This window comes from Streptomyces sp. NPDC048504 (genome assembly GCF_043200035.1).
Taxonomy (GTDB): Bacteria; Actinomycetota; Actinomycetes; order Streptomycetales; family Streptomycetaceae; genus Streptomyces.
On sequence record NZ_JBICXA010000008.1, the window covers coordinates 157,743 to 177,388 of the forward strand.

23 protein-coding genes and 1 pseudogene are annotated in these 19,646 nt (G+C 70.5%); 13 read left to right on the forward strand and 11 right to left on the reverse strand.

What is annotated here, in order from left to right:
* Window positions 1-47 precede the first annotated feature (47 nt).
* Window positions 48-491, reverse strand: coding sequence for a MarR family winged helix-turn-helix transcriptional regulator (locus ACGFY9_RS21345; protein ID WP_393756227.1), 444 nt, complete (start codon window positions 489-491; stop codon window positions 48-50).
* Window positions 488-976, reverse strand: coding sequence for a MarR family winged helix-turn-helix transcriptional regulator (locus ACGFY9_RS21350; protein WP_393756229.1), 489 nt, complete (start codon window positions 974-976; stop codon window positions 488-490). Before ACGFY9_RS21350 ends, ACGFY9_RS21345 begins: the two co-directional genes overlap by 4 nt.
* Before the next feature lie 159 nt (window positions 977-1,135).
* Between ACGFY9_RS21350 and ACGFY9_RS21355 the strand changes: the two genes are divergently transcribed.
* Both ACGFY9_RS21355 and ACGFY9_RS21360 read left to right on the forward strand, forming a co-directional pair.
* Entirely contained in the window at window positions 1,136-2,101 is a 966-nt protein-coding gene (locus tag ACGFY9_RS21355; RefSeq protein ID WP_393756231.1) for a pirin family protein, read from the forward strand.
* A gap of 829 nt (window positions 2,102-2,930) precedes the next feature.
* Complete coding sequence (locus tag ACGFY9_RS21360) at window positions 2,931-3,266, forward strand: MerR family transcriptional regulator (protein ID WP_393756233.1); 336 nt, start codon at window positions 2,931-2,933, stop codon at window positions 3,264-3,266.
* A 121-nt stretch (window positions 3,267-3,387) separates the two neighbouring features.
* On the opposite strand, the gene ACGFY9_RS21365 is transcribed toward ACGFY9_RS21360, so the two are convergent.
* The 3 genes from ACGFY9_RS21365 to ACGFY9_RS21375 all read right to left on the reverse strand — a co-directional run bounded on the left by ACGFY9_RS21365 (window position 3,388) and on the right by ACGFY9_RS21375 (window position 4,873).
* A complete protein-coding gene (locus tag ACGFY9_RS21365) occupies window positions 3,388-3,822 on the reverse strand; it encodes a DUF2267 domain-containing protein (protein WP_393756235.1) in 435 nt (144 codons plus the stop codon).
* Window positions 3,823-3,934: 112 nt separating this feature from the next.
* The gene (locus ACGFY9_RS21370; RefSeq protein ID WP_393756237.1) at window positions 3,935-4,324 is read right to left on the reverse strand and encodes a DUF2267 domain-containing protein; all 390 of its coding nucleotides are present in this window, start codon (window positions 4,322-4,324) and stop codon (window positions 3,935-3,937) included.
* Window positions 4,325-4,438: 114 nt separating this feature from the next.
* Window positions 4,439-4,873, reverse strand: a complete 435-nt coding sequence (locus tag ACGFY9_RS21375; protein ID WP_393756239.1) for an Hsp20/alpha crystallin family protein — start codon at window positions 4,871-4,873, stop codon at window positions 4,439-4,441.
* Window positions 4,874-4,998: 125 nt separating this feature from the next.
* On the opposite strand from ACGFY9_RS21375, the gene ACGFY9_RS21380 reads away from it, so the two are divergent.
* From ACGFY9_RS21380 to ACGFY9_RS21395, 4 genes are all read left to right on the forward strand, one after another.
* Window positions 4,999-5,649 carry a type III effector protein gene (locus ACGFY9_RS21380; RefSeq protein ID WP_393756700.1) on the forward strand — a complete coding sequence of 217 codons (651 nt, stop codon included), beginning with the start codon at window positions 4,999-5,001 and terminating at the stop codon, window positions 5,647-5,649.
* 229 nt (window positions 5,650-5,878) lie between these two features.
* Complete coding sequence (locus ACGFY9_RS21385; RefSeq protein WP_393756241.1) at window positions 5,879-6,586, forward strand: transcriptional regulator; 708 nt, start codon at window positions 5,879-5,881, stop codon at window positions 6,584-6,586.
* Window positions 6,583-7,560, forward strand: a complete 978-nt coding sequence (locus ACGFY9_RS21390) for a pyridoxal-phosphate dependent enzyme (RefSeq protein ID WP_393756243.1) — start codon at window positions 6,583-6,585, stop codon at window positions 7,558-7,560. The genes ACGFY9_RS21385 and ACGFY9_RS21390 overlap by 4 nt, the downstream gene beginning before the upstream one ends.
* 168 nt (window positions 7,561-7,728) lie before the next feature.
* Window positions 7,729-8,088: a cupin domain-containing protein gene (locus ACGFY9_RS21395; protein WP_393756245.1), complete on the forward strand. Its 360-nt coding sequence runs from the start codon at window positions 7,729-7,731 to the stop codon at window positions 8,086-8,088.
* Between the two features lie 46 nt (window positions 8,089-8,134).
* Here the strand turns inward: ACGFY9_RS21395 and ACGFY9_RS21400 are convergent, their stop codons facing one another.
* A complete protein-coding gene (locus tag ACGFY9_RS21400) occupies window positions 8,135-9,118 on the reverse strand; it encodes a pyridoxal-phosphate dependent enzyme (RefSeq protein WP_393756247.1) in 984 nt (327 codons plus the stop codon).
* A gap of 97 nt (window positions 9,119-9,215) precedes the next feature.
* Here ACGFY9_RS21400 and ACGFY9_RS21405 point away from each other — a divergent pair.
* Window positions 9,216-9,397: pseudogene (locus ACGFY9_RS21405) on the forward strand (SDR family NAD(P)-dependent oxidoreductase); the annotation flags it as partial.
* 51 nt (window positions 9,398-9,448) lie between these two features.
* Here ACGFY9_RS21405 and ACGFY9_RS21410 read toward each other — a convergent pair.
* From ACGFY9_RS21410 to ACGFY9_RS21425, 4 genes are all read right to left on the reverse strand, one after another.
* Entirely contained in the window at window positions 9,449-10,804 is a 1,356-nt protein-coding gene (locus tag ACGFY9_RS21410; protein WP_393756249.1) for a VWA domain-containing protein, read from the reverse strand.
* The gene (locus ACGFY9_RS21415) at window positions 10,801-11,658 is read right to left on the reverse strand and encodes an AAA family ATPase (RefSeq protein ID WP_393756251.1); all 858 of its coding nucleotides are present in this window, start codon (window positions 11,656-11,658) and stop codon (window positions 10,801-10,803) included. The genes ACGFY9_RS21410 and ACGFY9_RS21415 overlap by 4 nt, the downstream gene beginning before the upstream one ends.
* Before the next feature lie 445 nt (window positions 11,659-12,103).
* Window positions 12,104-13,414, reverse strand: a complete 1,311-nt coding sequence (locus tag ACGFY9_RS21420; RefSeq protein ID WP_393756253.1) for an FtsX-like permease family protein — start codon at window positions 13,412-13,414, stop codon at window positions 12,104-12,106.
* A 3-nt stretch (window positions 13,415-13,417) separates the two neighbouring features.
* Window positions 13,418-14,200 (reverse strand): ABC transporter ATP-binding protein, encoded by a 783-nt coding sequence (locus ACGFY9_RS21425; protein ID WP_393756255.1) that lies wholly within the window; start codon window positions 14,198-14,200, stop codon window positions 13,418-13,420.
* Between the two features lie 235 nt (window positions 14,201-14,435).
* On the opposite strand from ACGFY9_RS21425, the gene ACGFY9_RS21430 reads away from it, so the two are divergent.
* From ACGFY9_RS21430 to ACGFY9_RS21455, 6 genes are all read left to right on the forward strand, one after another.
* Window positions 14,436-14,993 carry a DUF4232 domain-containing protein gene (locus ACGFY9_RS21430; protein WP_393756257.1) on the forward strand — a complete coding sequence of 186 codons (558 nt, stop codon included), beginning with the start codon at window positions 14,436-14,438 and terminating at the stop codon, window positions 14,991-14,993.
* Window positions 14,990-15,358: a hypothetical protein gene (locus ACGFY9_RS21435; protein WP_393756259.1), complete on the forward strand. Its 369-nt coding sequence runs from the start codon at window positions 14,990-14,992 to the stop codon at window positions 15,356-15,358. The genes ACGFY9_RS21430 and ACGFY9_RS21435 overlap by 4 nt, the downstream gene beginning before the upstream one ends.
* Before the next feature lie 63 nt (window positions 15,359-15,421).
* Window positions 15,422-16,102: an ABC transporter permease gene (locus ACGFY9_RS21440; protein WP_393756261.1), complete on the forward strand. Its 681-nt coding sequence runs from the start codon at window positions 15,422-15,424 to the stop codon at window positions 16,100-16,102.
* Window positions 16,099-16,770, forward strand: a complete 672-nt coding sequence (locus tag ACGFY9_RS21445) for an ABC transporter permease (protein WP_393756263.1) — start codon at window positions 16,099-16,101, stop codon at window positions 16,768-16,770. The genes ACGFY9_RS21440 and ACGFY9_RS21445 overlap by 4 nt, the downstream gene beginning before the upstream one ends.
* Window positions 16,767-17,717 (forward strand): ABC transporter substrate-binding protein, encoded by a 951-nt coding sequence (locus tag ACGFY9_RS21450; RefSeq protein WP_393756265.1) that lies wholly within the window; start codon window positions 16,767-16,769, stop codon window positions 17,715-17,717. The genes ACGFY9_RS21445 and ACGFY9_RS21450 overlap by 4 nt, the downstream gene beginning before the upstream one ends.
* Window positions 17,718-17,774: 57 nt before the next feature.
* Window positions 17,775-18,359: a hypothetical protein gene (locus ACGFY9_RS21455; RefSeq protein ID WP_393756267.1), complete on the forward strand. Its 585-nt coding sequence runs from the start codon at window positions 17,775-17,777 to the stop codon at window positions 18,357-18,359.
* A gap of 17 nt (window positions 18,360-18,376) precedes the next feature.
* Here ACGFY9_RS21455 and ACGFY9_RS21460 read toward each other — a convergent pair whose 3' ends face one another.
* Window positions 18,377-19,531, reverse strand: coding sequence for a betaine/proline/choline family ABC transporter ATP-binding protein (locus ACGFY9_RS21460; protein WP_393756269.1), 1,155 nt, complete (start codon window positions 19,529-19,531; stop codon window positions 18,377-18,379).
* Window positions 19,532-19,646: the final 115 nt, after the last annotated feature.

Here is a 19,646-nt window from a genome sequence, read left to right on the forward strand (position 1 = left end):
GACCTCCTTCGATCTGCCACAACGGCCGATGTTGGTTGAATATTCCACTACCTTCCGACGGTGGCCAGCTCCGCGTTCGCCCGCTCGGTGACCAGCGTCAGCACGCGGCCGGTGGCCAGCAGGTCCTCCTCGGGGATGTCGCCCCAGATCCTGGCGCTCGCCGCGCTCGTCTCCTTCGTGATCCGTTCGTACAGGGCCCGGCCCGCGTCCGTGATCCGCACGGCGGACGCGTCCGTCGCAAGGAGCCCGGCCGCGATCAGTTCGTCGATGGTGCCTTGCACGGAGTCCTCGTCGGCCTTCAGTGCCGCGACGGTGTCCGCGGCGAGCTGTCCGCGGTCGACGGGCCCGGTGGCGAGAGCGACCGGCCGCAGGACGATCTGCTGCTGGAAGCCGAGGCCGTGGCGGGTGAGGACGCTCTCCAGGACGGCGCGGGCGGCGTAGTGGGCCAGGCCGAGCGTGCGGGCGTCCGCGGGGGTTGTGGTGGTGGTCATGACTGCTCCTTCTCGTGCTCACTCGCGGGGACAGGTGCAAGGGGTGTGTCGAGCAGGGTCGCCAGATCCCGGCCGAACTCCCGGGCCCGTGCGCTGTCGAGGCCGCCGAGCGGCTCCAGCAACTGCTCCAGAAGTCCGTGGACGACCTTGATCGCCCGCCGGGTCACCTCGCGGCCCTGTTCGGTGAGGGCCAGTTGGACCGCGCGGGGGTCCCGGGGGTCCCGGGTGCGCTCGACGAGGCCGGCGGACTCCAGGGCGCGGGCCAGCTTCGAGACGTAGAGGGCTTCGAGTCCGGTGTGGTCGGCGAGGTGACGCTGGCTGGGGCGCAGCCCGGAGCGCTGCATGCCGTACAGCGACGCCACCAGGGAGTACTGCGCATGGGTAAGTCCCAGGGGTGCCACCGCGCGGTCGACCGCCACGCGCCACTTCATCGACAGTCGCCAGACCAGGAAACCGGGCGTCGCGCCCTCGGATGCCGTACTCATGGCCGATACGGTACATGGCTACTATGTCCATGGCTACTATTTTCCGGAAGGAAGGACGGCGGGCCGGGCCGGGGTGGGCGCCGTTGAGGGGCCGACGGACTCAACCAGTGAGGAATCAGCGGACTGACGCAAAGGGCTCGGCGGGACTAGGTTGTCGCCATGAGCAATCTTGATCGCGAAGCGGTTCCGGCCCTGTGCGGCGGCCGCGGTTTCGTGGTGGCGGAGCCCGTCCGTGAACTCCTCAGCCCGCGCCGGGTGCAGCTCGGCGAGTCCACCGAGGTCCGCCGACTGCTGCCCAACCTGGGCCGCCGTATGGTCGGCGCGTGGTGCTTCGTGGATCACTACGGTCCTGACGACATCGCCGACGAGCCCGGGATGCAGGTGCCCCCGCACCCCCACATGGGCCTGCAGACGGTGAGCTGGCTGCACGAGGGCGAGGTGCTGCACCGCGACTCGACCGGCAGCGTCGCGACGATCCGCCCGCGCGAACTGGGCCTCATGACCTCCGGCCGCGCGATCAGCCACGCTGAGCAGAGCCCCAAGACGCACGCCCGCTTCCTGCACGGCGCGCAGCTCTGGGTCGCCCTGCCCGACAGCGACCGTCATGTCGAGCCGCACTTCGAGCACCACGCCGAACTGCCGGTCGTCACGGCACCGGGCCTGCGCGCCACGGTCGTCCTCGGCGACGTCGACGGCGCGGCCTCGCCCGGCACGACGTACACCCCGATCGTCGGCGCGGACCTGGCCCTCGCGACCGGCGCGGACGTACGCCTGCCTCTGGAACCGGACTTCGAGTACGCCGTCCTGGCCATGTCCGGCGAGGCCCACGTCGATGGCGTCCCGGTCCTCCCTGGCTCGATGCTCTACCTCGGCTGCGGCCGCACCGAACTCCCGCTGCGCGCCGCGTCGGACGCGGGGCTGATGCTGCTGGGAGGCGAGCCGTTCGACGAAGAACTGATCATGTTCTGGAACTGGATCGGACGCTCGCAGGAGGAGATCGCACAGGCTCGTGAGGACTGGATGACAGGGTCGCGATTCGGCGAGGTGAAGGGGTACGACGGGGCGCCACTGCCCGCTCCCGAACTGCCTCCGGTGGCGTTGAAGCCGCGCGGGAGGGTGCGCTGACCTGCTGAGATGCGCCAATGGGGTTGCCTGGAGCGGGGGTGCGTGGACTTCGGTCTTCGGTGGCGCCCGGTGTTGGCGGTTGCCATCTCGGGGTCGGCGCATTGAGGGTCTTTTGGGGGCGCTGATGGTTGGTCCGATGGGGGATGGCGCCTGGGCATCTCGCGATGGGCGGGTACCGACAAGACGCGAGAACGGTCGACTGTGGGGCTCCGCAGGGTCGGGCAATTCACCCTCTTGCTGCCTCCGCACCTTCCGACGCAGTTTCCGGTACGGCTGAATGACAGGACATAGCCATCACGGCATGCAGGAAATCTCTAGCGGTCGATGTAGACATTGGGGATCGCCGGGGGTTATTGTCTTGCTCGTAGCCAGGAAGTCAGGAAGGCGCGGCAGACACGAACTGCCGTGCATGGGCAGACACGAACTGCCGTGCATGCAGGACGTAGGTAGTGGCACGGCAGTGGAGTGGCGGGGCCGGAAGGTTTCGGGGCCCTCTCGCTGACTGCCGGGCCGGGCGGTTCATCGGAGCCGCCGCAGGACGCACGACCGCAGGCGCAAGTAGATGGATCAGAAGGAAACGAAGGAGGTAGACGCCATCAGGATCGCCCGGGCAGCGACAACCGGCCCGGGTACCGCAGGCCCCAGAACGGAAGGTGGTCCCACGGTCACGCAGACGCGATCCCCGCACGCATCTCCCTCTCCGGGGAGAGCGAGCGGAAAGACAAGGCCGGCATCGCAGTAAGCCGGCAGATGGTGTTGAAAATCCCTCGGGGCCTTGGTGCCGTACGGCACCAAGGCCCCCCGATGCGTTTCCGTGAAAGAGGTGCGAATGACAGCAGAAGACTCTCTTAGCCGTATCGACGACGACGACTATCCCGCCTACACCATGGGACGGGCCGCCGAACTCCTCGGCGCCACGCCTGCCTTCCTGCGGGCGATCGGTGAAGCCCGCCTGATCACGCCCCTGCGCTCGGAGGGCGGCCACCGCCGCTACTCCCGCTACCAGCTGAAGATCGCCGCTCGCGCCCGCGAACTCGTCGACCAGGGCATGCCGGTCGAAGCCGCCTGCCGCATCATCATCCTTGAGGACCAGCTCGAAGAAGCCCGGCGCATCAACGAGGAACACGCCAGCGCCGCCGGCCCGCATCGTGCGGCGGACGCCTGACCGCTTGTCCGGCCCGAAAGCCCGAAGCGCCGGGCTCCGACGATGACATCGTCGGAGCCCTTCCGCGTTCCCCTGTTCCCTGGCCACTGCGGCGGCCGGAGCCTGTGGCGGCCTGGAACGGTCAGGCGGGCTGGGTGAGTTCGGCCCGGCCGAACAGCAGCGCGTATCCGGACGGGAGCTGGGCCAGGATGCGGTCCAGGAGGCTGGGTCCGGCCAGACGACCGACGACGGCGAGGACGGCTCCGGTGTCCCAGCGGGTGGTCGCGGGGGTGGCGCCCGTGCGGGCGGCCAGGTCCTTGACGAAGCCCCAGCCGGTGAGCGGTCGGGGCCCGGGGATCTGGCCGGTGAGGTCGAGTGCGGCCTCTACGGGCAGGCGGGCGGCGAGTTCGACGCGTTCGTCGCCGGTGAGCTGGCGGCCCAGAGCCTCCAGCACCACACGCGTCACGTTCTCGGCCCGCTCCCGGGTCGGGTACGCACCCTCGTACCGGATCCTTTCCAGCATCTGGTGAAACGTCGTGCCGGACCGGGCAGGGGTCGGTTCACGCAGCGGAAGCATCGGGAAGTGGTCGCCTTTCTCGTGTGAAGGGGTTGTCGCCGGCCGGCGGGAAGGACCGATCGGCACGACGCCGGCCGGCCTCGCTGACTCTGTGGGTGGGTCGCTTCGGGGTTCAGGTGTGCCCGGGTCGGCCAAAGAGGAGGTCGTAACCCGGGGGGAGCTGGAGCAGGATGCGGCGGGTGAGTTCCTCGCCCGCCGCATCGGCGGTCACGCTCAGTACGGCACCGACGTCCCAGGCCGCGGTCTGTTCGGTGGCTCCCTCGATCCACGCCGCGGTCGCCCGCAGGAACCGCTCTGGCGGGAGCGGCTCGGTGGCCCGCAGCGGGTTGAGGAGAACCAGGGCGAAGGTCTCCGGGAGCCGGGCGGCCAGCTCGGCCCGGACCTCGCCCACCAGATGCGCGCCCAGCAGTGCCAGAACGGTGCGCGCGGCCCGCTCGGCTTCCTGGGGTGTGGTGTATTCGCCGCGTTCCCGGACGTGGTCGAGGAATGCTTCCCAGCGCATGGCCGCCCTGCCTCTTCTGTGTCGCTGTGCGAGGGAGGTAGCGCGGAGGACGGGAGTTGAGGGGGAGATCGGTGCCCGTCCTCCGCCGTCGGTGCGGTCGAGGGGACTGGCTCCTCAGCCGCTGATCTGCCGGGGCTCGGCCTGGCCGCCGATGGCGATCTTGCGGGGCTTGGCGCGTTCGGCGATCGGGATCCGCAGGGTCAGCACCCCTGCTTCGTAGTCGGCCGTGATGCGTTCGGTGTCCAGGGTGTCGGCCAGCACCAGCTGACGGGAGAAGACGCCCAGGGGCCGCTCGGAGAGTTCCATCTGCACGTCGTCGGCCTTGGCCACCGGGCGGCGCTCGGCCTTGACGGTGAGCATGTTCCGCTCGACGTCGATGTCGATCGCGTCCTTCGCCACACCGGGCAGGTCGAGGGCGATCACGTACTCCTCGCCCTCCCGGTAGGCGTCCATCGGCATCGCCGAGGGCCTGGACCAGGTACCGGTCACACCCGTCAGCTGCTGGGCGAGCCGGTCGAGTTCGCGGAACGGGTCGGTGCGCATCAACATCGCGAAAACACCTCCAAAGGTCTGGCAGGAACTGCCAATGCGCTTCGTCTGACACCGTTGTAACATGTCATCCAAACGATGACAAGTCGAGTGTCATCCAAGCGATGACGACCGAGAGGGTCTTCATGAACGACTCCCCCGAGCCTCGTGACCCCACCTCGTTCTTCGCCGCCGCGGCAGCGCTGAACACCATCAACGAAGCTGTCCGTACCGCCCAGACCCCGCAGACCAGAGGGCACGTGCACGACGGACACGTCGGTGCGGACCAGGCACTGGCCGCGCTTCTGCTGCTGCGTGAAGTGCGCGACCAACTCGCAGGGTGGGAATCCGGACTGATCGAGGCAGCCCGGGCGGCGGGCTCCAGCTGGGCGGATCTCGCCCACCCGCTGGGCGTCGCCAGCCGTCAGGCAGCAGAACGCCGCTACCTGCGCGTACGCCCCGGAACACCCGGCACCACCGGCGAACAGCGCGTCCAAGCCACCCGCAACCGCCGCGCCGCCGACCGCACCATGACCACCTGGGCCCGCACCAACGCCGCCGACCTGCGCCAGCTCGCCGGCCAGATCACCGCCCTCACCGATCTCCCCGCCCAGGCTCACGCACCCCTGGCCCGCCTCGCCGAAGCCCTCGCCGACAACGACGCCGCCAACCTCATCGACCCACTCGCCGCCACCCAGACCTACCTCAAGGCCGGCCATCCCGACCTCGCGGCCCGCACCGCCACCATCGCCCATCACGCCGACCGACTCCGCGACGCCGGCAGCGATCACCGCTGAACCACCCCCTGACGTCCCGGGGCCCACCCGTGAGGCAGCCGCACTTCACCGGCCGGACCTCTCGGCTGACGCTCTTGCAGCCCGTCCATCCGCGCCCTGTTGCCCCGATCCGCAGTCGAGTGCCGACGCTGACACGGTTTCGCACGCGCGCCCGGCTGGGGAGGAGCGATCCGCGGATTTGGACTGTGGGTATAGTGATTGGACATACAGTCTGAAGCGAGGGGCGGGCATGACGGACGGCAAGCCGGCCCCGGACGCCGAACGCGACGCGATCATCGCCGCGTTGGTGCCCGTGGCCGACGGGATCGCGGCGACGTTCGGTCCGGTGTGTGAGGTGGTGCTGCACGACTACCGGCAGCCGGAGAAGTCGGTGGTCGCCGTCGCCGGAGCGCTGACCGGGCGGTCGGTGGGCGGGGCGATGAGTGAGATCGGGCTGCGGATGCTGGCGCGCGGGGACGAGGCCGTCGACGAGCTGAACTACCTCACCCGGACCAAGGGCGGGCAACAGCTGAAGTCGTCAACGATGGTGCTGCGGGACTCCACGGGCGCGGTGTTCGGCGCGCTCTGCGTCAACGTCGACGTGACCGCCGTACAGCAGGCGCAGGCACTGCTTGCCGGGATCGGCGGGGGTGCTGCGGCCCAGGCGCCGGCCACCACCACCTTCGGCAACGACATTGACTCCGTCGTGGAGGCCATCGTCGACGCCCATCAGCTGCGGCGGGGTCGGACCTGGGTCCAACTCGACCGCGCGCAGCGGCTGGAGCTGTTCGGCAGTCTCGACGAGCACGGGGTGTTCGCCGTGCGCCGGGCCATCGAGCAGGTCGCCGCCCGGCTCGGCATCTCCCGGGCCTCCGCCTACAGCTACCTCGCCCAGGCGCGTGCAGCGACCGGCACCCCTGTCACTTCCGATCCCGCTTCCGATGGAGGACCCGCGTGACCACCACCCCGCCCATCACCCTCGACGACGTCCTCGGCGCCGCCGCCCAGATCAAGGGCGTCGCGCACCGCACACCGGTGCTGCGCTCGCGCACCCTCGACCAACTCGTCGGCGCCGAGGTGCACTTGAAGTGCGAGAACTTCCAGCGGATCGGCGCCTTCAAGTTCCGCGGCGCCTACAACGCGGCCTCCCGGCTGACGCCCGAGCAACTCGCGCGCGGTATCGCCGCCTACTCCTCCGGCAACCACGCCCAGGCCGTCGCCCTCGCCGCCCGCGAACTCGGCACCACCGCGGTGATCCTCATGCCCGAGGACGTGCCGGCCTCGAAGCGGGCCGCCACCGAGGGATACGGCGCCGAGGTGGTCACGTACGACCGTTACAGCGGCGACCGGGTCGCCATCGGCGAGGCCCTGGCAGCCGAGCGTGGACTCTCCCTCATCCCGCCCTACGAGCATCCGCACGTCATGGCGGGGCAGGGCACGGCGGCACTCGAACTCGTCGAGGAAGTGGGGGAGTTGGACGCTGTACTGGTGCCCGTGGGCGGCGGCGGGCTGATCGCCGGGACGGCCACCGCCGTCAAGGGGCTGCACCCGCGCACCCGCGTGATCGGCGTCGAACCGGAGGCCGGGGACGACACCAAGCGGTCCCTGGAGGCGGGCCGCCGCGTCTCCATCCCGGTGCCGCGCACCATCGCCGACGGCCAAGCAGCCGATACGCCGGGCGAGTTGACGTTCTCTGTGAACCAGCGGCTGGTCGACGAGATCGCGTTGGTCAGCGATGAGGAGATCAAGGACGCGATGCGCTTCGCCTTCGAGCGGCTGAAGATCGTCGTCGAACCCAGCGGCGCCACCCCGCTGGCCGCGCTCCTCGCCGGGCGCGCGGGCCAACTCCCGAGCCGGGTGGGGATGATCGTCTCGGGCGGCAACATCGACAGCCAGCGGTTTGCCCTGTTGTGCGCGAGCGGCTCTTCATGACTCCGTCCCGCGTCCGAGGGTTCCCCCGAATGGCGCTCTCGGGTGGACAGGAAGAGGATGGAGTCGTGGGGCACGGACCCCGCCGGAGCGCCGGTGCCGTTCAAGGATGCCGGGAGACGGAGACCGGCCCCGGCCGTGCTGTGCGCGGCCGGAATGGAGGCAGCCGTCATGCTGGAAGTGAAGACGGTCGACAAGCCGGACGAGCGGCGTGACTTCCCCAGCGGCCACCTCGAAGCCGTCCACCTCAGCGGACTCGACTTCGCCGTGGGTACCTTCGAACCGGGCTGGCGCTGGTCCGAGTCGGTGGCTCCGATCGCGGGCACCGAGAGTTGCCAGATCCACCACAACGGTTACGTGGTCCAAGGGCGCATGCATCTCCGTATGGACGACGGAGGCGAGGGCGAAGTCGGCCCCGGCGACGTCTTCGTCTGCCCGCCCGGACACGACGCGTGGGTCGTCGGCGATGAACAGGTGATCGTGTACGACTTCGCCGGTGCCATGGCCACGGACTACGCGAAGGCCAAGTGACCGATCCGTACGCGCCCGGCGGCACCGCACCCGCCGGGCGCGTACGTCATGCCTCGTACCGGACGACCTGCCCCTCGGCGTACGCGACGGCCTCCGTATGCCCGAACAGACCCGGCAGCCCGCCCGTGTGCACGAACACGGTCCGCTCGCCCCGCCTGATGTCGCCGTCCCGGACGGCCGCGATCAGGCCGGCCATCGCGCGTCCCGTGTACGTCGGGTCGAGGACGAGCCCGGCGGTGCGGGCGGCGAGGGTGAGGGCCGCGGCGGTGGGTGCGGTGAGCGTGGCGTAGCCGCCGCCGATCTGGTCCCGTCGTACCCGTAGTCCCTCGGGTGAGGGCAGTCCCGCGAACTCGCTTACGACGGGGGCCGGTTCGGGCAGTGCGCCCACGTCGACCCCGAGCACCGCCTCCGCCCCGAGCGAGACCACCAGCCCCGCCATCGTGCCGCCCGAGCCGAGCGCTACGACGGCGGTACGGAGATCGGGGAGCTGTCGGCGCAACTCCTCGCCGCAGCGCACATAGCCGCGCGCGCCGAGCGCGCTGGACCCGCCGAACGGGATCAGCGCGGGCCTGGCGCCTGTCGTACGCAGTTTCTCGCAGACCTCCTCCGCCGCCTGGTCCAGTCCCGCCTGGTCCACATCGCCAGCCCAGGCGATCCGCGCGCCGAACAGTCCGTCGAGGGCGAGGTTCCCCGAGCGCGACACACCCGGCGATCCGCGCAGCATCAGCACCACGTCCAGGCCCAGCCGCGCTCCGGCGGCCGCGGTCAGACGGGCATGGTTGCTCTGCGAGGCGCCGGTCGTGACCAGGGTGTCCGCGCCCTCGGCGAGCGCCGCGCCAACCGTCCACTCCAGCTTGCGGATCTTGTTGCCACCGCCTCCGAGGCCGGTCAGGTCGTCGCGCTTGATCCACAGGTCGTCCGGGCCGAGCCCGATCGCGGTGGCGAGTCCCGGGGCCGGTTCGACGGGGGTGGGGAAGGTGGCCAGTTCCACGTGCGGGGCGCTGTGCGGGTCGCTCATGGCGTACATCATCGCGCGTTTCGGCGGCCGCTCCGCTCGTGGGCTTGCTCCTGAAGCCGATCGGTTTCCCCGGTTTCCCCGTCTCTTTGTCTCAGTTCAGGAGATCCCCATGACGAACATCGAAGGTTCCGTCGTCCTCGTCACCGGCAGCAGCCGTGGCATCGGCCGGGCGCTGGTCGAGGCAATGTACGAGCGCGGCGCGAAGACGGTCTACGCCACCGCCCGCGACCCGAAGACGGTCACGCACGCGGGGCGCAGGACGTCACGATCGTGATCAACAACGCCGGCGCCCTGTACCCGCAGTTGGCGGCCCAGCCGGACCGGCGGCCTTCGGATTGACCGTCAGATCGGCAGCAACCGGCCGACCAGCGCGCTGAGTTGCTGCGCGTTCCGGCACTCGTGCATCTCGACAAGCTCCGCGTAGTCGGGGGCGGCCGAGTCGCCGGTGCCCCACTGCGCGCGCTGCTCGGGATTCAACCAGTAGACACGGCGGGCCCGTTGGGTGATCTGCCGGACGGCCGGGAGGTTCGGGTCGCTCATGTTGGTGCGGGCGTCACCGAGCACGAACACGGTCGTACGCGGGCCGACCGCGTCGCCGTACCGCTCCGCGAACTCGCCCAGGGCGACGCCGTAGTCGCTGCTTCCGTGCCAGCCGGTGAGGGTGGCCTCGTCGCGGATGCGGGTGCCGAGGCCCTCGGGGTCGGCCGTGCCGTGCACGAGCAGCGGCGTCACCTCGTCGAGGCGGTTGACGAAGGCGAACACGCGCACCTTGCTGAACTGGTCGTGCAGCGCCTGCACCAGCAGCATCGTGAAGTCGGAGAAGCCCGACACCGAGCCCGACACATCGCACAGCAGCACCAGTTCGGGCCGGACCGGCCGGCGTCGGCGCAGCACCGGCCGCATCGGCACCCCACCCGTGGACAGTGAGCCGCGCAGGGTGCGGCGGAGGTCGATCGTGCCCCGGCAGGCGCGACGGCGGCGCGCGGCGAGACGGGTGGCCAGCTTCCGGGCCAGCGGCTGAACCGCCCTGCGCAGTTCGGCCAGTTGGGCCCGTCCAGCGAACAGGAAGTCGACGCGGTCCGCCGTCGGCGCGATCGCGCGCCGGGCGATCTCGTCCCGGCCGCGCCGCTCGGCGACCCGGCGCCGTGCCTCTACGGCGACCTGTCGTCGGAAGCCGTCGATGCGCTGCCGGATCTCGTCGTCGAGCAGCCGGTCGGTGAACCCGGACTGGCCGCCCTCCGCTCGGATGCTCGTCCGCACCCGTGCGAGCAGCGTCTGCGGACGCAGCCACTCCAGGGTCTGGTGCGACGACCAGCCGTCCGACGAGGGGGAGTTGCCGTAGCCGCCGAAACCGTCGACGGCCTCCGCCGCCAACTGCCCCATCAACGCCCGGTCGTTGGCGGCGAGTGCCGCCGCCAGTCGGTCCCGGAGGTCCTCGCGGTTGGTGGGCTCGCCCTGCGGTGCCCCGACGCCGCGCGGGAAGTACAGGTCGAAGACCGGGTCGAACACCGGGCGTTGGGCCGTGCCGTGCAGCAGCGTCGCGGCCAGCCCCTCTCGCAACAGCTCACGGTCCGCGAACCCGAGCGCCTCCATGGCCTGCGCCGCGTCCACGGTCTCACCGGTGCCGATACGCAGACCGTGCGAGCGCAACGCCCCGACGAGGCCCGTCAGCCGCTCGGTGACACCGGCGGCGGTCACACCGCGTCCAGGTCGAGCTTCGCCGCCGCCCTCAGGATGTCGTCCTGGTGCTTGAGGAGTACGCCGAGGGTGTCCCGTACGACCGTCTCGTCGAGGGTGTCGGCGCCGAGCGCCAGGAGGGTGCGGGCCCAGTCGATGGTCTCGGCCACGGACGGCACCTTCCGCAGTTCCATCTCGCGGAGCGCCCCGACGACCCGGACCACGGACTCGGCCAGCGCCGCACCGAGGCCCGGCACCTTCAGCCGTACGATCCGGCGCTCCAACTCCTCGTCGGGGAAGCCGATATGGAGGAACAGGCAGCGTCGGCGCAGGGCCTCGGAGAGTTCGCGGCTCGCGTTCGAGGTGAGGACCACGAAGGGGCGGCGGGTCGCGGTGATCGTGCCCAACTCCGGGACGGTGACCTGGAAGTCGCTGAGCACCTCCAGCAGCAGACCCTCCACCTCGACGTCGGCCTTGTCGGTCTCGTCGATCAGCAGGACCTTCGGGTCGTCGCCGCGGATCGCCGTGAGCAGCGGGCGGGGGAGCAGGAACTCCTCGCTGAAGATGTCGGTGCGGGTCTCGTCCCAGCTCTCGTCGCGGCCCGCGCTGATGCGCAGCAGCTGCTTGGCGTGGTTCCACTCGTACAGCGCCCGGGACTCGTCGACGCCCTCGTAGCACTGGAGCCGGACCAGCCGGGCGCCGGCGACCTCGGCGACGGCCTTGGCCAGTTCCGTCTTGCCGACACCGGCCGGGCCCTCGACGAGGAGCGGCTTGCCGAGGCGGTCGGCGAGGAAGACGGTCGTGGCGACCGCGGGCGAGGCCAGATAGCCGGTCTCGGCGAGGCGTGCGGCGACTTCGTCGACGGAATGGAACACGGGGCCTCCGGCGGATCGCGGGTGGTGCGTCGGGTGGTGCGTGGGGTGGTGCGTCGGTGTGCGGCAACATATCTAAGCGCTTGTTCACCTTCACTGTCACCCGGGATCGGGTGCCTGCGCAAGCTCGTATACCGATCGGTTTCCTCTTGGCTTCCGGCGCGGTAGCCTCCGAGTCTGGCCACGACGGACAAGGCGTCACCCCGAGACCGATGCGGCCGGGGTTGCCTGAACGTCGGGAAGTGTCGTGTCTCGTCTGCGGCTCCGTCGTGGCTGGTCGCGCCCACGCGGCGGAGCCGCATACGGATACAGCCCCGCGCCCCTCAGGGCGCGGCCGAACCCGGCGGATTTGGTGCGGTCTGCGTGGACGCGAGGCAGGGGCAGCCGCCGTAGCGACTGCCCCAACCGAACCAGCCGAACCCCAGCCCAACCGGAACGTCCCTCGCACTCACGCGGCCAGTGCCACCGCCTCCACCGCCGGTGTGCGCAGCACCCGGCGTGCCGTCAGCAGGCTTGTGCCCAGCGTTACCGTCGCCGCCACCGCCACGACCGTCAGCCAGATCCCAAGACCCTGGTGCGGGAGCACCGCGTCCGTGCGGACCATGGTGAACGGGATGATGCCCGCCAGTGCGGCCGCCGTGCCGGACAGGATTCCGGTGATCGTGAGGATCGCCGTCTCCGTGCCGACCGTGCGCAGCACCTGACCCGGAGTCGCGCCCGCCAGGCGCTGGCCCCCGAACTCGCGGGCGCGGTAAGTCGTCGCCGCGTAGAGGGAGTTGACCAGCATCACGCAGACGAAGACCACGATGATGCCGACGACCGTGAAGTTGAGGGTCTCCAGGTTCTTCGCGTCCACCGACTTCGTCAGGCCGGAGGCCTTCACCGCGTCGCTCTCCACCGCCTGCATGTACAGCGTCGCCGTGGACACCGCCGTGAACAGGATCAGCGACATCAGGATCCCGGCCAGCTGGTTGGCCCGCTCGCGCAGATTGCGGACCGCCAACCAGCCGCTCGCGCCCGCCAGTTGGAGCCGGTCGAGCAGGCCCCTCAGCAGTCGGGGTGCCAGCAGGGCGAGGCCGACCGAGAGCAGGATCGCGCCGTACGCCGGGGCCGCCATCAACGCCGCGTCCGTGGCGGAGAAGGCGAAGGTGGACGTCACCGACACCACACCCGCGACCAGCGCGGCGTAGGCGAGGAACGTCCGCGCCCGGCCCTGCCGCCGCTGCCCGCGCGTCGCCCGCCGTACGGCCAGGAACGCGGCACCCGCGGCGGCCAACAGCGTGATGCCCAGGCCCGATTGGAGGGCGAAGGGGCCGAAGGAGTAGTCGACGGAGCGAGCTACCTGACCGCTGTCCTTGAATGCTCCGAGCAGGGCCCGTCCCCCGAGCATCGCGGGACCGACCGCGAGGATCGCACCCAGCAGGGCGACGGCCACCGCCTCACCCACGACCATCCGCTTCAGCTGCGCCGGGGTCGCCCCCGAGCAGCGCAGGATCTCCAACTCCCTTGACCTTTGACGGACGTTGACCGTCATCGTCGACGCGACGGCGAAGAACACCAGCAGGGTGCCGTAGCCCCCGACGACACTCGCCGACGTGGACAGCGTGTCGGCGCTGACCGAGTCGATGCCCTGCTGCGCCGCCGTGTCCTGCAGCGAGTTGAACGTCATGATGATCGCCGCGCCCAGGAACGCGGCCAGCAGGGTCGCCAGGAACCGGCCCGGCCGCTGCCGGATCGAACGCATCGCCAGGATGAACATCGCTCACACCCCCGCCGTCACGTCGTCGCCCAGGTGCGCGAGCCGCTCGGCGACCGCGTCGACGGTCGGCGCGTGCATCCGGCCGGCGAGCCGGCCGTCCGCGAGGAACACCACCGAATCGGCGTACGAGGCCGCGACCGGGTCGTGCGTCACCATCACCACGGTCCGGCCGTGCACCCGCACCGCCTCCTGCAACAGCAGCAGCACACCCCGCGCGCTGCGCGTGTCCAGGGCGCCGGTCGGCTCGTCCGCGAAGATCACCCGGGGTTCGGTGACCAGCGCGCGGGCGATGGCGACCCGCTGCCGCTGACCGCCGGACAACTGGTCGGGCCGGTGACCGAGCCGGTCGCCGAGACCTACCGAGGTCAGCACCTCCTGAGCCCGCCGCCGGTCGACGCGCCGCCCCGCGAGCTTCAGCGGCAGCACGGTGTTCTGCGCGACGGTGAGCGTGTCGAGGAGGTTGTACTGCTGGAACACGAACCCGATCCGACTGCGCCGGAACCGCGTCAGCTCCGCCTCCCTCCCGCCCGTCATCTCCGCGCCGTCGACCATCACGATCCCGCTGTCCGGCCGGTCGAGCCCCGCCGCACACTGCAACAGCGTCGACTTCCCGGACCCCGAAGGACCCATCACCGCGGTGAACGTGCCGCGCTCCAGGCTCAGCGTGACCCCGTCCAGAGCGGTCACGGCACTGTCGTCACGGCCGTACGTCCTGCTCACCTTGACCAGCCGCAGCGCCTCGGCGGCGGGTCCCTTGTCGTGCGTCCGTCGTGCGGTGCGAAACATCGCCATCATCCTCCGTGCGGCACGCCCTGTGCCTCACCAACGACGCTACGGAGAGAGCCGGTTGCGCACATTGGGCGCAGAACCCGTATCGCGGGGTGTACTCAGCGACACCCCCCGGGGCCGGGTTCTCAGGGGACGCTGTGACAGGGCTGTGACCGGAGGTATGGCTTCCGCCACAGCGGTTCCGTCCCCGTCTTGATCGACTCTGCGGATGCCGAGAAGGATGCCGAGAGGCGTGTACGACACCGTGCTGGTCGCGGTGGTGGGGCTCCTCGCCGGGGCCGTCATCTGGACGGTCGCGGACGTGGCGTACGACGATCCCGCCGCCGGACTGCCGAAGCCGGGCCCGGTCTGTCCGCACGAGGGCATCCGCGTCACGGCCGGACCGGTGAACCCCGCGATGGGCCTGCGCGCCATGGACCTCACCCTGGAGAACTGCGGCACCCGCGCCTTCCGCGTCGAGGGCTACCCCGAGGTCCGGTTGCTCGACCGCGATCAGCAGCACGTGACCGGTGTGTCGGTGATCCACGGCAGCGGCGGTATCGCCACGGTGACCGGATTCGACGACCCGCCGGACGCGGTGACGCTGGCCCCCGGGGAGCGGGCCTCCGCCGGCCTGCTGTGGCGCAACACCACCACCGGCTTCGACGGCGCGGCTTACGTGCACTATCTGACGGTCGCGGCGCGGTCCGGTTCCCTGCCGCTCCTCCTGAGACCGGACGGCGGCCTCGACCTCGGCACCACGGGCAGGCTCGGCGTCGGACCGTGGCGTAGTGCCGGAGGCACCCGATGACGGACCGGAGCACCCCCGTCGCCCGCTTCCCGCAGCGCGTCCTGCGCCGCTCGCGCGCACACCGACGGGCCGACGCCATCGCGTGCGGGCTGCTCGCCGGCCTGGACGTCCTCCTCGTCGCGCTGATCCTCCTGCTCGGCAGCGACGGCGTCTTCACGGCGGACTGGATGGGCTATGCCGGGATGATGGACTCCACGGCCGCCTCCTACCAGTACCACTGCGTCGTCTTCCTCTGCCGGGTCGAGGCCGTCACCGTCGCCCTGGCGATCGCCTGCCGCCTCTGGACCACGGCCGCCACCCAACTCGTGGTGCTCACGTCCGCCGCGGCCTTCGTCGCCTCCCTCCCCACCTACTGGAACCCCTGACCGACCGCCCCGTACGGGTCACCAGAACGCGCCACCCCCGGCCCCGCCCGATGCAATGGACCTGTGACCGCGCCCCCGGACGACTGCCTCGCCCGCAACGAGTGGATCTGCGGTGAATACCTGAGCACCCGCCGCCACATCCTCGTCGACGCGGTCGTCCAGCACCTCCAGCTCACCTCGATCTCGGTGCTGATCGGCCTGGCGATCGCGCTTCCGCTCGCGGTGGTGGCCCGCCGCTGGGTCTGGGCCGCGGGACCGGTGCTCGGGGTGACGACGATCCTCTACACGATCCCGTCCCTGGCGATGTTCTCGCTGCTCCTGCCCGTCTACGGCCTCTCGGCCACCCTCGTCGTCGCCGGACTCGTCCTCTACTCGCTCACCCTGCTCGTCCGCAACATCCTCGCGGGCCTGCGCGCCGTACCCGAAGAGACCCGACGCTCCGCACGCGGCATGGGCTACGGCCCGATCCGCCTCCTTCTCACCGTGGAACTGCCCCTCGCGCTGCCCGCCGCGATGGCGGGCCTCCGGATCGCCACCGTCTCGGCGGTCTCGCTGGTCACGGTCGGTGCGATCGTCGGGTTCGGGGGGCTCGGCAACCTCATCTACGCGGGCATGAACACCTACTTCAAGGCACAGGTGCTCACCGCGTCCGTGCTCTGCGTGGTGATCGCGATCGTCGCCGACCTGCTCCTCCTGCTCGTACAACGGCTGATCACCCCCTGGACGAGGGCGGTGCGCGGATGAACACCCTGACCGACGCGTGGCACTGGCTCACCGACTCCGCGCACTGGTCGGGCGACGACGGCATCTGGCACCGGCTGGCGCAGCACCTCGTCCTCACGGTCGTCTGCCTGGTCATCAGCTGCCTGATCGCGCTGCCGATCGCCCTCGTCCTCGGCCACCTCGGCAAGGGCGGCGCGCTCGCCGTCAACATCTCCAACATCGGCCGCGCGGTCCCCACCTTCGCCGTCCTGGTCCTGCTGCTCCTGACCCCGATCGGCAAGTGGGGCGAGGGGCCCACGGTCGTCGCCCTGGTCCTGTTCGCCGTACCGCCGCTGCTCACCAACGCGTACGTCGGCATGCGCGAGGTCGACCGCGATGTGGTGCGGGCCGCGCGCGGCATGGGGATGACGGGCCGTCAGATGCTGTTCCGGGTCGAACTGCCGCTCTCCCTCCCGCTGTTGATGAACGGCGTACGGATCGCTGCCGTCCAACTGGTCGCCACCGCCACGATCGCCGCACTCGCGGGCGGCGGCGGACTGGGCCGCATCATCACCGCCGGATTCAACCTCGCCAACACCGCACAGGTGGTGGCCGGAGCCGTGCTCGTCGCCGTGTTCGCACTGCTCGTCGAGGGTGTCTTCGAGGTCGCCGAGCGACTGGTACCCCGGTCGGCGGGGAGAGCGCGATGAAGCGACTGCGCATGCGACGTACGGCCGTTCCCGGTCTCCTCCTCCTGGTCACCGGTTGCTCGACCGGGCCGTCCCTGGAGAACAAGGGCGCCGTCACCGCACCACCCGGCGACAGCCGCCACCTCACCATCGGCTCGGCCGGGTTCACCGAGAGCGACCTGCTCGCCCAGATGTACGCGCTCCTGCTGAATCAGGCCGGCTACAAGACGTCCCTGCTCACCGTCGCCAACCGCGAGCTCTACGAACCCGCCCTGGAATCAGGGCAGATCGACGTCGTACCCGAGTACGCGGCCACCTTCGCCGACTGGCTCAACGCCAAGACCAACGGCCCCGACGCCCCGGCCGTCGGCTCACCCGACCTCACCACCACGATGAAGGCACTGCGCCAACTGGCCACGCCCCGAGGCCTCACGGTCCTCGACCCCGGCAAGGCCGTCGACCAGAACGCCTTCGCGGTGACCCGCTCGTACGCCAGGCAACACCACCTCAAGAGCCTCAGCGACCTCGGCGCCTCGGGACTGAAGGTGCGGCTCGCGGCGGGCGACGAGTGCGTGCAACGGCCGTACTGCGAACCGGGGTTGAAGAAGACCTACGGCATCGACATCACCGCCGTCGACCCGAAGGGAGTCGGCACGACGCAGGCGAAGAGCGCGGTGCGGAACGGCCGGGACCAGATGGTGCTGACCACGACGACCGACGCCACCCTCGACCAGTTCGGCCTGGTCCTCCTCACCGACGACAAGCACCTCCAGAACGCCGACTACGTCGTCCCGGTCGTCAACCGCTCACGGGCGGGGAGCGAGGGCGTGACCAAGGCGCTGGGGAAACTCAATGACGTGCTCACTACGGCCGACCTCGCCTCCATGAACCAACAGGTCGACAGCTGGCGGCGGTTGGCGCAGGACGTCGCGCGGACGTATCTGAAGGACAAGGGCCTGCTGAAGTGAGGCGGAGGCAAAGGCGGAGGCAGGGCCATTGTCAGTGGTGGCTTGTACCTTTCGGGCATGGGTGTCTATCTCGTCGATGTCGACGCGCAGGAGTGGTTCAGTGAGGACACGGGGGAAGGGGGCAAGGGGGCGATCGCCAAGGGGCTCGACGCGGAGTTGGCCCGGCGCGGGCTGCCGCCGTACGCGTACGGGTCCGTGCCCGAGCGGGACTTCGGGTCGGCGTTCGAGGAGAAGCTGAGCCCGTCCATGCAGGGGTTCGACGCGCTGTGCCGTACTCAACTTACGCCTGCGGAGCATGAGTTGATCGGCGGCTGGTCGGTGCTGGTGCCGGTCTCGCTTAACGAGGAGATACGGCTGCCCATCGGCTCCGCGTACACGGACGAGACGGTGATCGTCGGCGCACCCCAGGTGCTCGCCCTCGCCGAGCGGCTGGCCGCGGCACTCGAACTGCCCGTCGAGATACCGGAGGCGTCCGGGAACCTCGCCCTCACCTTCTGGTTCCTGGAAGGCGAGGCGGAGCAGTTCGCCGCCGCGCGGCCCGGCCGCTGGAGTGAGGATCTGGACACGGCCTTCTACGTGTCCCTGTATCTGCGCGCGGCCCAGCACTCACTGCGGCAGGGGTGCCCCATGACCTACTCCTGAGCCACCGAGCCAGATCCTCAGGCGTCCGCCACCGAGTCGAAGTCCACCTGCCCCCGGGGCACCCCGAGCGCGTCCGCGTCCACGGACCGCCGTAGCGCCTCGTGCAGTTTCGCCGGAGTCAGGACTCCCAGGAAGCGTGCCCCGTCCAGCACGGCGACCCACCCGGCGTCGTGCTGGAGCATCACGCCGAACGCCTGCTTCAAGGGGGCGCCCACCGGTACCCACGCGTTCATCCGGTGGGCGAGTTCGCCGACCGTGCCGCCCGCGGTGAGTTCGTCGGCCTTGACCCAGCCCTGCAGTTCGCCCTGCTCGTCGAGGACCACCGCCCACCTGGCGCCCTCCACCCGCAGCCGGTCGGCGGCCCGTTGTGCCTGCTCGTCCACGCGGGCGACCGGCGGCTGTTCCAGGTCGTCGGGCTCGATCTCCGTCACCGACAGCCGCTTCAGCCCCCGGTCGGCGCCCACGAACTCGGCGACATACGGCGTCGCCGGGGTGCCGAGCACCGCGCCGGGGGTGTCGTACTGCTCGATCCGCCCCTGCCCGTACACGGCGATACGGTCGCCGAGCCGTACGGCCTCCTCGATGTCGTGCGTGACCAGCAGCACCGTCTTGCGCACGGCGGCCTGCATCCGCAGGAACTCGTCCTGCAACTGCTCCCGCACCACCGGGTCGACCGCGCCGAACGGTTCGTCCATCAGCAGCACCGGGGGATCGGCGGCGAGCGCCCGTGCCACACCGACGCGCTGCCGTTGCCCGCCCGAGAGTTGCTCCGGATAGCGCGGGCCGTACGTCTTCGGGTCCAGGCCCACCAGGTCGAGCAGTTCGGCGGCCCGGGCCCGGGCCTTCGCCCGCTTCCAGCCGACCAGGGACGGCACGGTCGCCGTGTTGTCGAGGATGGTGCGGTGCGGGAAGAGGCCCACCTGCTGGATGACGTATCCGATACGGCGGCGCAGTTGCACCGGGTCGACGCCGGCGATGTCCTCGCCGTTCACGAAGATCCGGCCGGAGGTGGGCTCGATGAGCCGGTTGACCATCATCATGGTCGTCGTCTTGCCGCAGCCGGACGGGCCCACCAGCGTGACGAGTTCGCCCTCGTTCACCTCGAAGGACAGCCCGTCCACGGCCGTCGTACCGTCCGGGTACCGCTTGCTGACCTGCTCGAACCGGATCATGTCCTCACGCTAACGGCGCCGGTCCGCCGCCGCCCTTCAACAGCGTCCCACCGGCTGGTGACGCGGGCATGCGGACCCTGGAATGATCCGAGACACCTCCATCTCCCGGCGGGCC

Excerpts from the sequence above, each read along its gene's own strand:
- ACGFY9_RS21345 (WP_393756227.1), bottom strand. The coding sequence starts at position 491 with ATGACCACCACCACAACCCCCGCGGACGCCCGCACGCTCGGCCTGGCC.
- ACGFY9_RS21350 (WP_393756229.1), bottom strand. The coding sequence starts at position 976 with ATGAGTACGGCATCCGAGGGCGCGACGCCCGGTTTCCTGGTCTGGCGA.
- ACGFY9_RS21355 (WP_393756231.1), top strand. The coding sequence starts at position 1,136 with ATGAGCAATCTTGATCGCGAAGCGGTTCCGGCCCTGTGCGGCGGCCGC.
- ACGFY9_RS21360 (WP_393756233.1), top strand. The coding sequence starts at position 2,931 with ATGACAGCAGAAGACTCTCTTAGCCGTATCGACGACGACGACTATCCC.
- ACGFY9_RS21365 (WP_393756235.1), bottom strand. The coding sequence starts at position 3,822 with ATGCTTCCGCTGCGTGAACCGACCCCTGCCCGGTCCGGCACGACGTTT.
- ACGFY9_RS21370 (WP_393756237.1), bottom strand. The coding sequence starts at position 4,324 with ATGCGCTGGGAAGCATTCCTCGACCACGTCCGGGAACGCGGCGAATAC.
- ACGFY9_RS21375 (WP_393756239.1), bottom strand. The coding sequence starts at position 4,873 with ATGTTGATGCGCACCGACCCGTTCCGCGAACTCGACCGGCTCGCCCAG.
- ACGFY9_RS21380 (WP_393756700.1), top strand. The coding sequence starts at position 4,999 with ATGAACGACTCCCCCGAGCCTCGTGACCCCACCTCGTTCTTCGCCGCC.
- ACGFY9_RS21385 (WP_393756241.1), top strand. The coding sequence starts at position 5,879 with ATGACGGACGGCAAGCCGGCCCCGGACGCCGAACGCGACGCGATCATC.
- ACGFY9_RS21395 (WP_393756245.1), top strand. The coding sequence starts at position 7,729 with ATGCTGGAAGTGAAGACGGTCGACAAGCCGGACGAGCGGCGTGACTTC.
- ACGFY9_RS21400 (WP_393756247.1), bottom strand. The coding sequence starts at position 9,118 with ATGATGTACGCCATGAGCGACCCGCACAGCGCCCCGCACGTGGAACTG.
- ACGFY9_RS21420 (WP_393756253.1), bottom strand. The coding sequence starts at position 13,414 with ATGTTCATCCTGGCGATGCGTTCGATCCGGCAGCGGCCGGGCCGGTTC.
- ACGFY9_RS21425 (WP_393756255.1), bottom strand. The coding sequence starts at position 14,200 with ATGTTTCGCACCGCACGACGGACGCACGACAAGGGACCCGCCGCCGAG.
- ACGFY9_RS21435 (WP_393756259.1), top strand. The coding sequence starts at position 14,990 with ATGACGGACCGGAGCACCCCCGTCGCCCGCTTCCCGCAGCGCGTCCTG.
- ACGFY9_RS21445 (WP_393756263.1), top strand. The coding sequence starts at position 16,099 with ATGAACACCCTGACCGACGCGTGGCACTGGCTCACCGACTCCGCGCAC.
- ACGFY9_RS21450 (WP_393756265.1), top strand. The coding sequence starts at position 16,767 with ATGAAGCGACTGCGCATGCGACGTACGGCCGTTCCCGGTCTCCTCCTC.
- ACGFY9_RS21455 (WP_393756267.1), top strand. The coding sequence starts at position 17,775 with ATGGGTGTCTATCTCGTCGATGTCGACGCGCAGGAGTGGTTCAGTGAG.
- ACGFY9_RS21460 (WP_393756269.1), bottom strand. The coding sequence starts at position 19,531 with ATGATCCGGTTCGAGCAGGTCAGCAAGCGGTACCCGGACGGTACGACG.